Source organism: Stenotrophomonas sp. YJH_SMC_127, assembly GCF_059372445.1.
On sequence record NZ_JCAFVO010000007.1, the window covers coordinates 64,816 to 80,494 of the forward strand.

At 65.2% G+C, this 15,679-nt stretch carries 15 protein-coding genes; 12 read left to right on the top strand and 3 right to left on the bottom strand.

Translation table 11 applies throughout. From position 1 onward, the window contains the following. Window positions 1–100: 100 nt before the first annotated feature. The 12 genes from gyrB (at window position 101) to AC5QAB_RS15955 (ending at window position 12,184) form a co-directional block, all read left to right on the top strand. Window positions 101–2,560, top strand: coding sequence for a DNA topoisomerase (ATP-hydrolyzing) subunit B (gene gyrB, locus AC5QAB_RS15900; protein WP_014645407.1), 2,460 nt, complete (start codon window positions 101–103; stop codon window positions 2,558–2,560). Between the two features lie 67 nt (window positions 2,561–2,627). Next, window positions 2,628–3,476, top strand: coding sequence for a CPBP family intramembrane glutamic endopeptidase (locus AC5QAB_RS15905; RefSeq protein ID WP_197561540.1), 849 nt, complete (start codon window positions 2,628–2,630; stop codon window positions 3,474–3,476). Window positions 3,477–3,547: 71 nt separating this feature from the next. Continuing rightward, entirely contained in the window at window positions 3,548–4,354 is an 807-nt protein-coding gene (locus AC5QAB_RS15910; RefSeq protein ID WP_014645409.1) for a M48 family metallopeptidase, read from the top strand. A 132-nt stretch (window positions 4,355–4,486) separates the two neighbouring features. Next, a complete protein-coding gene (locus tag AC5QAB_RS15915) occupies window positions 4,487–5,680 on the top strand; it encodes a tetratricopeptide repeat protein (RefSeq protein ID WP_014035419.1) in 1,194 nt (397 codons plus the stop codon). A 143-nt stretch (window positions 5,681–5,823) separates the two neighbouring features. Then, complete coding sequence (locus AC5QAB_RS15920; protein WP_049408447.1) at window positions 5,824–6,492, top strand: energy transducer TonB; 669 nt, start codon at window positions 5,824–5,826, stop codon at window positions 6,490–6,492. A gap of 94 nt (window positions 6,493–6,586) precedes the next feature. Further along, window positions 6,587–7,348, top strand: coding sequence for a TonB-system energizer ExbB (gene exbB / locus AC5QAB_RS15925; RefSeq protein ID WP_005411738.1), 762 nt, complete (start codon window positions 6,587–6,589; stop codon window positions 7,346–7,348). Between the two features lie 61 nt (window positions 7,349–7,409). Continuing rightward, the gene (locus AC5QAB_RS15930) at window positions 7,410–7,835 is read left to right on the top strand and encodes an ExbD/TolR family protein (protein WP_005421196.1); all 426 of its coding nucleotides are present in this window, start codon (window positions 7,410–7,412) and stop codon (window positions 7,833–7,835) included. A 3-nt stretch (window positions 7,836–7,838) separates the two neighbouring features. Next, window positions 7,839–8,252 carry an ExbD/TolR family protein gene (locus tag AC5QAB_RS15935; RefSeq protein WP_005411740.1) on the top strand — a complete coding sequence of 138 codons (414 nt, stop codon included), beginning with the start codon at window positions 7,839–7,841 and terminating at the stop codon, window positions 8,250–8,252. A 174-nt stretch (window positions 8,253–8,426) separates the two neighbouring features. After that, a complete protein-coding gene (gene cls / locus AC5QAB_RS15940) occupies window positions 8,427–9,887 on the top strand; it encodes a cardiolipin synthase (protein WP_014645411.1) in 1,461 nt (486 codons plus the stop codon). A gap of 40 nt (window positions 9,888–9,927) precedes the next feature. Continuing rightward, the gene (locus tag AC5QAB_RS15945) at window positions 9,928–10,197 is read left to right on the top strand and encodes a hypothetical protein (RefSeq protein ID WP_014645412.1); all 270 of its coding nucleotides are present in this window, start codon (window positions 9,928–9,930) and stop codon (window positions 10,195–10,197) included. 9 nt (window positions 10,198–10,206) lie between these two features. Beyond that, the gene (locus AC5QAB_RS15950; RefSeq protein ID WP_014645413.1) at window positions 10,207–10,950 is read left to right on the top strand and encodes a pyridoxine 5'-phosphate synthase; all 744 of its coding nucleotides are present in this window, start codon (window positions 10,207–10,209) and stop codon (window positions 10,948–10,950) included. A gap of 142 nt (window positions 10,951–11,092) precedes the next feature. Beyond that, window positions 11,093–12,184 carry a PA0069 family radical SAM protein gene (locus AC5QAB_RS15955; protein ID WP_197561539.1) on the top strand — a complete coding sequence of 364 codons (1,092 nt, stop codon included), beginning with the start codon at window positions 11,093–11,095 and terminating at the stop codon, window positions 12,182–12,184. A gap of 56 nt (window positions 12,185–12,240) precedes the next feature. Here AC5QAB_RS15955 and AC5QAB_RS15960 read toward each other — a convergent pair whose 3' ends face one another. The 3 genes from AC5QAB_RS15960 to AC5QAB_RS15970 form a co-directional block, all read right to left on the bottom strand. Next, window positions 12,241–12,948 (bottom strand): 2OG-Fe(II) oxygenase, encoded by a 708-nt coding sequence (locus tag AC5QAB_RS15960; RefSeq protein ID WP_197561538.1) that lies wholly within the window; start codon window positions 12,946–12,948, stop codon window positions 12,241–12,243. Window positions 12,949–13,056: 108 nt separating this feature from the next. Beyond that, a complete protein-coding gene (locus AC5QAB_RS15965) occupies window positions 13,057–14,073 on the bottom strand; it encodes a class 1 fructose-bisphosphatase (RefSeq protein WP_032957939.1) in 1,017 nt (338 codons plus the stop codon). 340 nt (window positions 14,074–14,413) lie between these two features. Further along, on the bottom strand, window positions 14,414–15,616 hold the full coding sequence (locus AC5QAB_RS15970) for an amino acid aminotransferase (RefSeq protein WP_014645417.1): 1,203 nt from the start codon (window positions 15,614–15,616) through the stop codon (window positions 14,414–14,416). Between the last annotated feature and the right edge of the window lie 63 nt (window positions 15,617–15,679).

Sequence of the window (15,679 nt, forward strand, 5' to 3'; positions counted from 1 at the left end):
GGCCGCTCGACCCCGGCTGGTATAATTCGGGTTGGAATCCTTTCATTCTCGGCACATCGCTCCAAGCGGTGGCCGACCTGCGGAGCCTACGGCAAGCGCAATGAGCGACGAACAGAACACCCCGGCAAACAACGGCAATTACGACGCCAACAGCATTACCGCCCTGGAAGGCCTGGAGGCTGTCCGCAAGCGACCCGGCATGTACATCGGCGACGTGCATGACGGCACCGGTCTGCACCACATGGTGTTCGAGGTCGTCGACAACTCGATCGACGAAGCGCTGGCCGGCCACGCCGACCATGTCGCGGTGACGATCCACGCCGACGGCTCCGTCTCGGTGTCCGACAACGGTCGCGGCATTCCGACCGGCAAGCACGAGCAGATGAGCGCCAAGCTCGGTCGCGAAGTGTCGGCCGCCGAAGTGGTGATGACCGTCCTGCACGCAGGCGGCAAGTTCGACGACAACAGCTACAAGGTGTCCGGCGGCCTGCACGGCGTCGGCGTCAGCGTGGTCAACGCGCTGTCGCAGAAGCTGCTGGTGGACGTGTTCCAGAACGGCTTCCACTACCAGCAGGAATTCAGCAACGGCGCCGCCGTGACCGCGCTGGCCAAGCTGGAAACCACCACCAAGCGCGGCACCACCGTGCGCTTCTGGCCGTCGACGGTCGCCTTCCACGACAACGTGGAATTCCACTACGACATCCTGGCTCGCCGCCTGCGCGAGCTGTCGTTCCTGAACTCCGGCGTCAAGATCGTCCTTGCCGACGAACGTGGCGATGGCCGCCGTGATGACTTCCACTACGAAGGCGGCATCCGCAGCTTCGTGGAGCATCTTGCCCAGCTGAAGACCCCGCTGCACCCGAACGTCATCTCGGTCACCGGCGAGCACAACGGCATCGTCGTGGATGTGGCGTTGCAGTGGACCGACTCCTACCAGGAGACGATGTACTGCTTCACCAACAACATTCCGCAGAAGGACGGCGGCACCCACCTTGCCGGCTTCCGCGGTGCGCTGACCCGTGTGCTCAACAACTACATCGAGCAGAACGGCATCGCCAAGCAGGCCAAGATCAACCTGACCGGCGATGACATGCGCGAAGGCATGATCGCGGTGCTGTCGGTAAAGGTGCCGGACCCGAGCTTCTCCAGCCAGACCAAGGAAAAGCTGGTCAGCTCCGACGTGCGCCCGGCGGTGGAAAACGCCTTCGGCGCGCGCCTGGAAGAGTTCCTGCAGGAAAACCCGAACGAAGCCAAGGCGATCGCCGGCAAGATCGTCGACGCTGCGCGTGCACGCGAAGCGGCGCGCAAGGCCCGCGACCTGACGCGCCGCAAGGGCGCGCTGGATATCGCCGGCCTGCCGGGCAAGCTGGCCGACTGCCAGGAAAAGGACCCGGCGCTGTCCGAACTGTTCATCGTCGAGGGTGACTCGGCAGGTGGCTCGGCCAAGCAGGGCCGCAACCGCAAGAACCAGGCGGTGCTGCCGCTGCGCGGCAAGATCCTCAACGTGGAACGCGCACGCTTCGACCGCATGCTGTCCTCCGACCAGGTGGGTACGCTGATCACGGCCTTGGGCACCGGCATCGGCCGTGACGAGTACAACCCGGACAAGCTGCGGTACCACAAGATCATCATCATGACCGACGCCGACGTCGACGGCGCCCACATCCGCACCCTGCTGCTGACCTTCTTCTACCGTCAGATGCCGGAGCTGATCGAGCGCGGTTACGTCTACATCGGCCTGCCGCCGCTGTACAAGATCAAGCAGGGCAAGCAGGAGCTGTACCTGAAGGACGACCCGGCGCTGGACAGTTACCTGGCCAGCAGTGCGGTGGAAAACGCCGCGCTGGTGCCGGCCACCGGCGAACCGGGCATCGAAGGCCTGGCGCTGGAAAAGCTGCTGCTGGCCTATGCCGCCGCGCTCGATTCCATCGAACGCAATGCCCACCGCTATGACCGCAACCTGCTCGAAGCGCTGGTCGATTTCGTGCCGATGGACATGGACAGCCTGCGCAATGCGGGCGAAGGCGAAGGCCTGGATGCGCTGGCCAAGCGCCTCAACCAGGGCAGCCTGGGCAGCCCGCGTTTCAGCCTGGAACTGCAGGAGGCCAACGAGGAGCGCCCCGCCGCCGTGCTGGTGACCCGTCGCCACATGGGCGAGGAGCACATCCAGGTGCTGCCGCTGTCGGCGTTCGAAAGTGGCGAACTGCGCGCGATCCACCAGGCCTCCAAGCTGCTGCACGGGCTGGTGCGCGAAGGTGCAACGATTTCCCGCGGCGCCAAGTCGATCGAAGTCGACAGCTTCGCGAAGGCGCAGAACTGGCTGCTCGAGGAGGCCAAGCGCGGCCGCCAGATCCAGCGATTCAAGGGTCTGGGTGAAATGAATCCGGAGCAGTTGTGGGATACCACGGTGAACCCGGAGACCCGTCGCCTGCTGCAGGTGCGCATCGAGGATGCGGTCGCTGCCGACCAGATCTTCAGCACCCTGATGGGCGATGTGGTCGAACCGCGTCGTGACTTCATCGAAGACAATGCGCTGAAGGTCGCCAACCTGGATATCTGACACAATCGGGACCTGGCCGGTGCGCGGGGAGCTGCACCGGCCTTCGTCCCTTGAACGCAGGTACCTGATGTCCGCATCCGCCCCGGTCTCCGCCGCTCCGCCTCCGGTTCCGCCGCCGTCTACCCCGCCGCGCGCCGTGGCACCGTTGGCAGGTTTCTTCATCGACCTGGGCATCGCCGCCGTCACCCTGGTCGGCCTGAGCATGGTCACCGGACTGTTCTGGGGCTTCTACCGTGCGATCGTGGTCAGCCGCGCCAACGTCGCGGCCAATGGCGGTGCACTCACACCTGACAGCGCCGGCGCGGCAGTGGGCCAGCCCGGGGCCCTGGCCCAGATCCTGATGGCCCTGATCGCCACCGGTGGTGCCGCACTGCTGCTGTACTTCTGGCGGCGCCCGGCGAACGCCGGCGAACGCCTGGCCTCGCGACAGGCGCTGCGGCGTCCTTCCACCTGGGGCTGGACCCTGCTGGTGGCCACGCTGATCGTGGTTGGCAGCAACGGCGTCGCCTTCCTTTCCAAGCAGTTCGGCATCGAGCCGGTGCCGACCAACGTGGAACTGATGCAGAGCGCGATCGCGCGCTTCCCGTTGTTCCTGGTGCTGTTTGCGGTCGTCCTCGCCCCCGCCTACGAAGAGCTGCTGTTCCGTCGTGTCCTGTTCGGGCGCCTGTGGCAGGCCGGCCGCCCCTGGCTGGGCCTCATCCTCAGCAGCCTGGCGTTCGCCCTGGTCCATGAAGTGCCCGGTGTCAGCAAGAACTCGCTGCTGGGCATGGCGCAGCTGTGGCTGGTCTACGGCGGCATGGGTGCCGCCTTCTGCTGGCTGTACCGCCGCACCGGCACCCTGTGGGCGGCGATCACGGCGCATGCGCTGAACAACGCGGTGGCGCTCGCCGCAATGGTGTTCCTGGGGTCAACGTAACGCCGTGCCCGCTTGACGAAAGATTAAGCAGGTACGCTACACACTGCGCACATGAACACGGGGGCGGACCCATGAAACAACTGCTGCTGGCTCTAGTCATCACCACCGTGGTCAGTGCCTGTGCGACCACCACCTCGCCAACCGGAAGACGGCAGATGGTGGGCGGCGTATCGCAGGCACAGCTTGACCAGCTCGGCGCGCAGGCGTTTGCCGAGACCAAGCAGAAAGAGAAGATCAGCACCGATGGCCGCCAGAACGGCTACGTGCAGTGCGTGGTCAACGCGTTGGTCGCGCAGTTGCCGCCTCAGTACCGTGGCGTACGGTGGGAGACCGCCGTGTTCGTCGACAAGGAACCGAACGCCTTTGCCCTGCCCGGCGGAAAAGTGGGCGTGAACACCGGCATTTTCACCGTCGCCAAGAACCAGGACCAGTTGGCTGCCGTGATCGGCCATGAGATCGGCCATGTCATCGCGCGTCACCACGAAGAACGCATCACCCGGCAGATGGGCGCGCAGACCGGCCTGGCCGTGCTGGGCGCGCTGGCCGGTGCCGCCTATGGCGATGGCGCCGCCAGCACGGTCAACCAGCTGGGTGGGATGGGCGCGCAGGCGGCCTTCCTGCTGCCGGGTTCGCGCACGCAGGAAAGCGAGGCAGACGTGATTGGCCAGCGGCTGATGGCGCAGGCTGGATTCAACCCGGCCCAGGCCGTGGACCTGTGGCAGAACATGATGGCCGCCAGCGGCGGTCGCAGCCCGCAATGGCTGTCCACCCACCCCGATCCGGCCAACCGGATCCAGGAGCTGCGACGTGATGCACCGGGCCTGACGCCGGTCTACCAGCAGGCGCAGGCGGCCGGGCTGCGGCCAAAGTGCGGATGAGTGCGCAGTTCTATGCTGTATTGCAGCACATAAAACGATTTCTCACGCCATCTGTTTCTGATACGTTTGGCGGCTCAGATTTTTCTGACAGTCCGACTTTGCCGCTATCCGGCGGTTCGATCGAGGTGAACGATGATTTTCCGTAACCACAAAGCTGTGCTTTCCGTCCTCGTCGCGACCGCCCTGACCGGCGCCGTGGTCACCGATGCCTTTGCGCAGTCCTCGCGTTCCTCCGACCGTGGCAGCCGCGGCGGTAGCAGCAAGCAGGCCAAGGCCGAACCGCTGTACCCGAATGCGACCCGCCAGGAGCCGACCGCCAAGGCCTCGGCCAAGATGGGCAGCAAGCTGCAGAAAATGATCGACAGCTACAATAAGGAAAAGTTCCCGGAGACGCGCGAACAGGCTGACGCGATCCTGGCCGACAGCGCTTCCAACGAGTACGACAAGTCGCTGGCCGCGCAGCTGGCCTCGCAGGCCGCCTACCAGACCGACGACGTGCCGGGCGCCATCGCGTACCTGAAGCAGGTGATCCAGTTCAACGGCCTGGACAACAACGGCCACTTCCAGTCGATGCTGATGCTGGGCCAGCTGCAGCTGCAGGAAGACAAGACCGCCGAAGGCCTGGCCACCCTGGACAAGTACTTCGCAGAGAGCAAGTCGACCAAGCCGGAAGAGCTGATCGCCAAGGGCCAGGCGCTGTACCAGCTGGAGCGCTACCAGGAAGCGATCCCGGTGCTGAAGCAGGCCATCGCCGGCGCCGCCGAGCCGAAGGACAACTGGAACCAGCTGCTGATGGCGGCCCTGTCCGAAGCCGGCCAGACCGGTGAGGCCGTGCAGGCCGCAGAAGCGCTGGCGGCCAAGAACCCGACGGACAAGAAGGCCCAGCTGAATCTGGCCAACATGTACATGCAGGCTGACCAGATGCCGAAGGCCGCCGCGGTGATGGACAAGCTGCGCAGCAGCGGCCAGCTCACCGAAGAGCGCGAGTACAAGCAGCTGTACTCGATCTATGCCAACACCGAGAACAAGGAAAAGGACGTCATCGCGGTCATCAACGAAGGGTTGCAGAAGGGCATCCTGAAGCCGGATTACCAGGTCTACCTGGCGCTGGCCCAGTCCTACTACTACTCCGACCAGGTGCCGCAGGCGATCGATGCGTGGCAGAAGGCTGCCCCGCTCTCCAAGGACGGTGAGACCTACCTGAACCTGGCACGCGTCCTGCATGCCGAAGGTCGCGTCCCCGAGGCCAAGCAGGCCGCCCAGCAGGCGCTGGCGAAGGGCGTGAAGAACCAGGCGGATGCCAAAAAAATCATCAACCTGAAGTAAGTAGGAATAACGCCTGAATGCCTGCTCAGTTGATGCGCAGGCGCTCAGGATTGGTATAAGCTTGGAGGTTCCTGCGGTGTCATGCACCGCTGATCAGGGATCCCGCCCCCGGGATTCCGGCCCCACTATTGAGCTCTTGGCGCATGACGGAACAACTAGTCGTTCACCGGTACGAACAACCCGATGACAAGGGGCTGAGCTGGCCTCGCATCGTCGGCATCGCGTTTGTAATTGCCCTGCATCTGGCCGCCTTCATGATGCTCCTCATTCCCGCCGTGGCTCCCAAGGCCGTCGCGGAGAAGGAGCGCAACGTCATGGTGACCATCGTCGACGCGCCGCCGCCGCCCCCACCGCCGCCGCCGCCGCCGCCGCCGCAGGATACTCCGCCACCGCCGGTGAAGAATCTGTCGCCGCCGAAGCCGTCGCCCGTACCGCCGCCGCCGCAGGCGCCGGTCGTGGACGTGCCGGAGCCGCGCCCGAACGATATCGTCACCCCGCCGTCGCCCCCGTCGCCGCCGGCTCCGCCGACCTCGATCGAGGCCAGCGTGGACATCTCGTCGAAGGCCATGAATCCGCCGCGCTATCCGCCGGCCGCCTTCCGCGCGGGTATCCAGGGCGAAGTGATCCTGATCATTGATGTCGATGCCAACGGCAACGTCACCAATGTCACGGTGGAAAAGTCCAGCCGTAACCGCGACCTGGACCGTGCTGCGATGGAAGCAGCTCGCAAGTGGCGCTTCAACGCCGCTGAATCTGGCGGTAAGAAGGCGGCAGGTCGCGTTCGCGTCCCGGTCAACTTTGCGCTGAACTGATGCGTCCGGGTGGCCCTCCGGCCACCCCCGCTCCCGGTTCGATTGTTTAGCTTAGCTACATCCTTTATCACCACACACAACAAAGGTAAGCGTCATGCTGCAGGAAATTTTCATCGCCGCTGCTGCCGGGGGCAATCCGTCCAACGCCCTGTCGCAGATGGGCTTCGAGCACCTGATCCACGAAATGACCACCAAGCCGGGTGATTTCGCGGTTTCCTGGGTCGTGCTGCTGACCCTGATCGCCATGTCGGCCATGTCCTGGTACTGGACCGTCATCAACATCTTCCGTGCCACCCGCCTGAAGAGCGCCGCTGACCGCGTCGTCAGCCTGTTCTGGGACACCCCGAACGCGCAGGACGCCATCCGTGCGATGGAAGAGCAGCCGGCTTCGGAGCCGTTCTCGAAGATCGCCCTGGACGCTGCCCAGGCCGCTGCCCACCACCAGCGCGCTGAAGGCGGTGCTACCGGCGGCGTCGGTGAGAACCTGAGCCGTTCGGAGTTCGTCGACCGCGCTCTGCGCCAGGCCGTCACCCGCGAAAGCAACAAGCTGCAGTCGGGCATGACCCTGCTGGCCACCGTCGGCGCGACCGCTCCGTTCGTCGGTCTGCTGGGTACCGTGTGGGGCATCTACGGCGCGCTGATCAAGATCGGTGCCACCGGCTCCGCTTCGATCGACGCCGTTGCCGGCCCGGTGGGTGAAGCGCTGATCATGACCGCGATCGGTCTGTTCGTCGCAATCCCGGCCGTGTTCGCCTTCAACTTCTTCAGCAAGATCAACAGCGCGACCATCAGCAAGTTCGATACCTTCGCGCACGACCTGCACGACTTCTTCGCCACCGGTTCGCGCGTCCGCTAATTGCGGCGCGCGTCACCCAGCGACGAAGTAAGTAGTCACCAAGATCTAGACGGAGCCCGTTATGGCTTTCAGTAGTGGTAACAGCGGCGGCCCCATGGCCGACATCAACGTTACGCCCCTCGTGGACGTGATGCTGGTGCTGCTGATCATCTTCATCATCACGGCGCCCCTGATGTCCCACAAGGTCAAGGTGGATCTGCCGGAAGCCAACCTGATCCAGAAGCCGGAAGATGCTGAAAAGCGTCCGAACCCGATCACGCTGGCAGTCAAGGAAGACGGCTCGATCTACTGGAACGACGAAGAAATCAACAAGCAGACTCTCGAGTCCCGCTTGGCGACCGCCGCACAGCAGACCCCGCAGCCGCCGCTGAACCTGCGTGGTGACCGCACCACCAAGATGCGCGTCATCAACGACCTGACCAAGGTCGCGCAGGAACAGGGCATGCTGGACGTCGGCTTCGTTGCGACCAAAGAAAAGGGGCAATAAGCCATGGCATTCAGTAGTGGTGGTGGCAAGGGCCCCATGGCAGACATCAACGTCACGCCCCTCGTGGACGTGATGCTGGTTCTGCTGATCATCTTCATCGTGACCGCGCCGATCATGACGTACCCGATCGCCGTGGACCTGCCGCAGCGCGTGCTCAACCCACCGCCGCAGCTGGTCGAACCGCCGCCGCCGATCGAACTGAAGATCGACGCCAGCAACCAGGTCTCGTGGAACAACAGCCCGATCAATACCAGCGAGCTGCAGCAGCGGATGGAGCAGGAGGTCCAGCGTGACCCGACCAACCAGCCGGAACTGCGCATCGACGCCAGCCCGGATTCCGAGTACGACGTGATGGCCAAGGTTCTGGCCGCCGCGAAGAATGCTCAGATGAAGAAGATCGGATTTGTGCAGCAGTAAACGCTACACCGCAATACAACAGTCATGACGCGACTGCAGACGCCCCTGGAAACAGGGGCGTTTTTTTGTGTTCTCGTCGTGGCGCACGGGTTGGGGTCAGATCCCTTTTCCTGAGGAAAAGGGATCTGAGCCCATCCGACCCCATCCGGCAGCAGGCGCCGCTATGATCGGCGGATGCTCGCCCTCTTCGACTCCCTGCGCCATTGGCTCGACGGCATCGCCCACCTCGGCACGATCCTGGCGGTGGCCTACCTGCTCTACCTGTTCGCGCTGGCGGGCTGGATCATGCTGCAGAAGCGCGAGCCGGTGGCCACGCTGAGCTGGATCCTTTCGCTGGCACTGCTGCCCTACCTCGGGCTCTTCATCTACTACCTGCTGGGGCCGCAGAAGGTGAAGCGGCAACGGCTGCGTCGTGGCCGTGCACGCTCGGGCATGGAGCACTACAGCGATGTCTGCCCGCCCGATTCGGACTGCACCGAGCTGGCCAAGGTTGCCCAGGCCACCACCGGACTGGCGCCCAGCAGTGCCACCGAGGTGACCTGGCTGGTCGACGGCGCAGCCACCTATGCCGCGCTGCTCGACGCGATCGCGCAGGCGCGCGACCACGTGCACCTGGAGTACTACATCTTCAACCCCGACCATGCCGGCACCGCACTGCGCGATGCCCTGGTCGAACGTGCGCAGGCCGGTGTGCAGGTGCGCCTGCTGCTGGATGCGGTGGGCTCTTCCGCCCTGCCCCGGCGCTTCCTGCAGCCACTGCTGGACGCCGGCGGCGAAGCGATCTGGTTCCATCCGCGACAGCTGCTGAAGCCGTTCAAGCGCCCGTGGCTGAACCTGCGCACCCACCGCAAGCTGGTGATCGTCGACGGTCGCCTCGCCTTCACCGGCGGCATCAACATCACTGACGAGGAAGACGAGAGCCGCAGGCCCGACGCTTACCGCGACCTGCACATGCGTATCCGCGGCCACGTGGTGCGCAGCCTGCAGCTGGTGTTCGCCGAGGACTGGCTCTATGCCAGTGGCCAGGACCACTCGCGTTTCGACATCGCCCGCCTGTGGCCGGCCGACATGCCGCTGCGTGCGGATGGATCGATCAGCGCCCAGGTGCTGGTGTCCGGGCCCGACTCGGGCTGGGAGACCATCCACCGCCTGCACGTGGCGGCGATCCAGGAAGCACACGAGCGCGTGTGGCTGGTGACGCCCTACTTCGTGCCCGGTGAAGCAGCGAGGATGGCGCTGACCTCGGCCGCGCTGGGCGGCCTGGACGTGCGCCTGCTGGTGCCGAAGATGAGCGACTCCTGGTTCGTCACCCAGGCCGCACGGTCCTACTTCGACGAACTGCTGCACGCGGGCGTGAAGATCTACGAGTACGGCCCGCGCATGCTGCATACCAAGGCGTTCATCGCCGACGACGATGTCTGCATCGTCGGCAGCGCCAACTTCGACCACCGCAGCTTCCGGCTGAACTTCGAACTGTCGATGATGATCAGCGACCGTGACCGCGTCGCTGCGCTGGCCGAACTGCTGCAGGGCGAATTCGACCGTTCCACGCGGGTGCACGACCAGGCCGGCCGCTCGCTGTGGCTGCACCGCCTGCCCGAGGCCTTCGCCCGGCTGGCCTCGCCGCTGCTCTGACGCAGCGCTACACTGCGGCGATCATCCGGGGAGCCCGACTATGTACTGGTTGTACCTGCTGCTGGCGCTGGGCTGCTTTGCCTTCGCCCTGAAGACCCCGAGCGCGGGGTTGATGACCCTGTGCCTGCTGGCGGCGCTCGGCTTCCTGCTGGCCTGGGTGCGCGGCCGCTACGTGGCCCGCTTCGGTGACCTGCAGCGCGACCCGGCCACGCTGATCGATGCCGAGGAGCTGCGCCGCCTGCGCGAACAGGCCCAGGCCCGCCGCACTGACGACCACAACGACCACGACCCGTCCCCTCTTTCCAAGTAGTCCCGTTCCATGACCCAGCTCAGCGTCAACGTCAACAAGATCGCCGTCCTGCGCAATTCGCGCGGCGGCGCCGAACCGGACGTGGTGCGCGCCGCCCAGGCCTGCCTGGATGCCGGCGCGCATGGCATCACCGTGCATCCGCGGCCGGACCGCCGGCATATCACCGCCGAGGACGTGCTGGCCCTGTCCACGCTGACCCGCGCGCGTGGCGTTGAATTCAACATCGAAGGCAATCCGTTCGCGCCGCCGCGCGAGGGCTACCCGGGGCTGCTGCCGCTGTGCGAACAGACCCGTCCGGCGCAGGCCACCCTGGTCCCCGATGATGATGGCCAGATCACCTCCGACCACGGTTTCGACTTCGAACGCGATGCCGAGCGCCTGCGTCCGCTGGTGGCTGCGCTGAAGGCCATGGGGTGTCGGGTCAGCCTGTTTGTTGACGCGGGCAACCCATTGCTGGAGCAGGCAGCCGAGGTGGGGGCGGACCGCATCGAGCTGTATACCGGGCCCTATGCAGAGGCGCATGCGGCGGGCGATGCCGATGCGATGCTGGCGCTGTTCGCCACTGCTGCCCGACGAGCGCAGGCCGTCGGCCTGGGTGTCAATGCTGGCCACGACCTGTCGCAGGACAACCTGCGCGACTTCCTGGCCCACGTGCCGGAGGTGCTGGAGGTGTCGATCGGTCATGCGCTGATCGGCGAGGCACTGTACGACGGGCTGGATGCCACCGTGCGCGGGTACCTGGCGCTGCTTTGATGCATTGCAGCCGAGCGTAGGCTCGGCTCCACAAGGTCTCTGCATCAACTGTAGAGCCGAGCCCATGCTCGGCTCAGCCTCGCCCTGAACCCTTCAGGCGGCCGTCGCAGCCATTGAGACGGCCACGACGTACCCTGCCGCAATGGGTATTGCGATCAAGGGCCGAGGTTCCACGTCCCACCTTGCCGGGCGCTTTGAAAGCACCGTCAGCGAGGCGGTGGACGACGGCTGGGCGGTCGACGAAAGCGAAGAGTTCCTGGCCCCGCGCCTGCGCACCGAAGTACGCGCCGAAACCGCGCGCAGCATCATCACCCGCAACAACTCGCCCGACGTCGGCTTCAGTCAATCGGTGAATCCCTACCGCGGTTGCGAGCACGGCTGCTCGTACTGCTTCGCCCGCCCTTCGCATGCCTATCTGAACCTGTCGCCGGGGCTGGACTTCGAGACCAAGCTGTTCGCCAAGACGAATGCGCCGCAGCTGCTGCGCAAGGAACTGTCGAAACCGGGCTATGTGCCGCAGCCGATCGCACTGGGCATCAACACCGATGCGTACCAGCCGATCGAACGCAAGTTCAAGCTGACCCGCCAGCTGATTGAAGTGATGCTGGAGACCCGGCATCCGTTCTCGCTGATCACCAAGAACGCACTGGTCGAGCGCGACATCGATCTGCTCGCGCCGCTGGCCGCGGAGAACCTGGTCAGCGTGCACTTCTCGGTGACCTCGCTGGACCCGCATCTTTCCGCGAAGCTGGAACCGCGTGCATCAGCGCCACATGCACGGCTGCGCGCGATGAAGCGCCTGCATGACGCCGGCATTCTGGTCGGTGTGATGGTGGCGCCGGTGATTCCCTGGATCAACGACAGCGAGCTGGAAGCCGTGCTGGAGGCTGCGCACGACGCAGGTGCGAGCACCGCCGGTTACGTGCTGCTGCGCCTGCCGCTGGAAGTGGCACCGCTGTTCCGCGACTGGCTGGATACGCACCATCCCGATCGCGCTGCGCACGTGATGAGCACCATCCAGCAGCTGCGCGGTGGCAAGGACTACGACAGCCAGTTCGGCACGCGTATGCGTGGCCAGGGCGTGTATGCCGATCTGTTGAACAACCGCTTCAAGCTGGCACGCAAGCGTCTGGGCTTCAATGCACAGAACAGCCATTGGCCGAAGCTGGATTGCAGCCGGTTCCAGAAGCCGCTGCCGCCGAAGAAGGAGTCGCCGCAGGGCTCGTTGTTCTGAGTCCGTCAGTCGAGCATGGCTCGACTCTACATACGCGGCCGACGAGCAGCTCGGCATTACCCCCCAAACAACTTCTGCGCACTCTGGAACAGGATCCAACTCGTCGCGATGAACTTGTCGCCACCCTGCGGCCGGTTGCCACGATGGGTGTGGGTGAACGCCGTCGGGGCGATCAGCAGGCTGCCGGTACGCGGCGCGATCTTGCGGCCCTGGAACAGGAACTCGGTTTCACCTTCGTCAAAGTCGTCGTTGAGGTACAGCGTCCACAGCACATGCCGGTGCAGTGTCTCGGCCTGCGCATCCTTCGGGTACAGCTCGCAGTGCCAGTACGGGTAGCCGCCCTCGCCCGCCGCATACCACTGCAGGTTGATCGCACCCGGGCGCAGGCAGGTGCGGGCCAGATCGGCCAGCTGCTGCTGCGGCATGTCGGGGAAGTCCTCGGCAGACAGGCGTCGCGGTTGGCCGTTGCTGTCCTGGATCTGCAACATCAGCGGCGCGATCAACGCCTGTGGATAACGGCGTAGATAAGTCAGCAGGCCGTTGAACACCGCAATCTGCAGCTGCTGATCAACATCCTGCCAGCCGTCCAGGCCACTGATGCGCAGATCCTTGCTGTGCTTGAGTTCCGGGAACACACCACTGCCCACCGCACCGGGCAGCAGGCCACGCGTGGCACGCATGCGCTCGACGATCGCCGCGCAGACCTCGCTGGGGACGGCGTTGTGGATGACTTCGACGAAATCGACCGGGCCCTGCTCGTGCATGCGTGCATTCCTTAGGCGGCAACGGCTTGATGGTGCCGTTTGCCGCCCTCGGTGTCACCCCACGGTCATGTCATCGATCTGCCATGACCGCTGTCAGGCGATCGGTTGTCAGCCCTGTGCGTCGTCGTGTGCGTGGTGGTAGCGCACGGCCTCGGCCACTTCCTCGCGCGAACCGAGGAACACCGGCACGCGCTGGTGCAGCTGGTCGGGCTGGATGTCGAGGATGCGCTCGCGGCCGGTCCAGGCGGCACCGCCGGCCTGCTCGACCAGCAGGCCCATCGGGTTGGCTTCGTACATCAGGCGCAGCTTGCCGGCCTTGGACGGGTCCTTCTTGTCCCACGGGTAGATGAAGATGCCGCCGCGGGTAAGGATGCGATGCACGTCGGCCACCATGCTGGCGATCCAGCGCATGTTGAAGTTCTTGCCGCGTACGCCTTCCTTGCCCGCCAGCAGGTCGCCGACGTAGGCCTGCATCGGCGCTTCCCAGTGGCGCTGGTTGGACATGTTGATCGCGAATTCCTGGGTGGCCGCCGGGATCTGCATGTTCTCGGTGGTCAGCACGAACTCGCCCTTCTCGCGGTCCAGGGTGAAGGCGTGGGTGCCATGGCCGACGGTCAGCACCAGCTGGGTGCTGGGCCCGTAGATGCAGTAGCCGGCGGCGATCTGCTTGCTGCCCGGCTGCAGGAAGGCGTCGTCGCCCGGCAGCTCGACATTGGTCGGGCAGCGCAGCACGGAGAAGATGGTGCCGACGGAGACGTTGACGTCGATGTTGGAGCTGCCATCGAGGGGATCGAACAGCAGCAGGAAATCACCGCGGGGATAGATGTCCGGCACCGGCTGGCTGTGGTCCATTTCCTCCGAGGCGCAGGCGGCGAGGTGGCCACCCCAGGCGTTGGCTTCGAGCAGGATCTCGTTGCTGATGACGTCGAGCTTCTTCTGCGCTTCACCCTGCACGTTGCCGGTACCGGCGTCGCCGAGCACGCCACCGAGGGCGCCCTTGCTGACGGCGATGGAGATGCTGGTGCAGGCGCGGGCGACGACCGCGATCAGCTGGCGCAGGTCGGCATTGATGCGGCCGGCGTGCTGTTCCTGGATCAGGAAGCGGGTCAACGAAGTACGGGACATGAGCGGGCAGGTCTCGGCAGCGGGAAAACGCCTATTGTCGCCCGTCTGGCGGGGGCGTGCGTGAGCGCGGGAAGGCGTAATCGTTTCCAGATGCGTTGCGCTTGTGGCGCCTTCCTTTTGTCGAGGCGCGTGGAAGGGGGAGGCGATGCAGGACACGCTGCAAGTACGTCCATGTAAGCTCGATGGCGCCATCCATGGCGCCAACGGTCCTGCATCACCTCCCCCTCCCACGCGCTTCAGGGTTCGCCGCGAGCGCGGTGGGGATGGCAAAGGCAAGAGCAAAAGCAAAAAACAAAGGCGCCTTTCGGCGCCTTTGTCCTCAAGCTACTGGAGCGTTGCTTCAGCCCTTGGCGACGGTGGCCACGGCCTTGGCGACGTATTCCAGGTTGTTCTGGTTCAGCGCGGCCACGCAGATACGGCCGGTGCCGACGGCGTAGATGCCGAACTCGTCGCGCAGGCGCTCGACCTGCTCACGGCTCAGGCCGGAGTAGGAGAACATGCCGGCCTGCTCGTTGATGAAACCGAACTGCGGTGCACCGGCAGCGGCCAGCTTCTCGACCAGGCCGTGGCGCAGGGCGTGGATGCGCTCGCGCATCTCGGTCAGCTCCTGCTCCCACATCGCACGCAGTTCCGGGTTGGTCAGCACGCCGGCCACCAGTGCAGCGCCGTGGGTGGATGGGCTGGAGTAGATGGTGCGGATCACGCGCTTGACCTGCGATTGCACGGCCTTGGCGTCAGCGGCGGTCGGCGCCACCATCGACAGCGCACCCACGCGCTCGCCATACAGCGAGAACGACTTGGAGTACGAGTTGGCGACGATGAAGCTGTCGATGCCGGCTTCGGCGATGATGCGCACCGCTGCGCCGTCCTGCTCGATGCCCTTGTCGAAGCCCTGGTAGGCCATGTCGATGAAGGGGAACAGCTGCTTGTCCTTCAGCAGTTGCGCGACCTGCTTCCACTGGGTGACCGTGAGGTCAGCGCCGGTGGGGTTGTGGCAGCAGGCGTGCAGCAGCACCACGGTGCCGGCTTCCAGCTTGCCCAGGTCGGCCAGCATGCCGTCGAAATCGACGCCATGGGTGCCCGGGTCGAAGTAGGTGTAATCCAGCACCTCGAAACCGGCGGCGCTGAACACCGCACGGTGGTTTTCCCAGCTCGGGTTGCTCAGCGCAACGGTGGCGTGCGGCAGCAGCTTCTTCAGCACGTCGGCGCCGACGCGCAGCGCACCGCTGCCACCAACGGTCTGCGCGGTGGTCACGCGGCCGGCGGCCAGCAGCGGCGAATCCTTGCCGAACACCAGCTCACGCGTCGCCTGCGTGTACGCCGGCAGGCCATCGATCGGCAGGTAGCCGCGCGGTTTGGCTTCAGCGGCGAGCTGCTGCTCGATCTGCTTGACGGCGCGCAGCAGCGGAATGCGGCCGCTCTCGTCGTAGTAGATGCCCACACCCAGGTTGACCTTGGTCGGGCGGCTGTCGGCGTTGTACGCCTCGGTCAGGCCCAGGATCGGGTCGCCTGGGACCAGTTCCACGTTTGCAAAGAAGGACACGGCGGTACTCGTTCGGTAGACGGAAAGGGGGAGGAAGTGCGCTACGCGGTCCGCGGCTTTTCG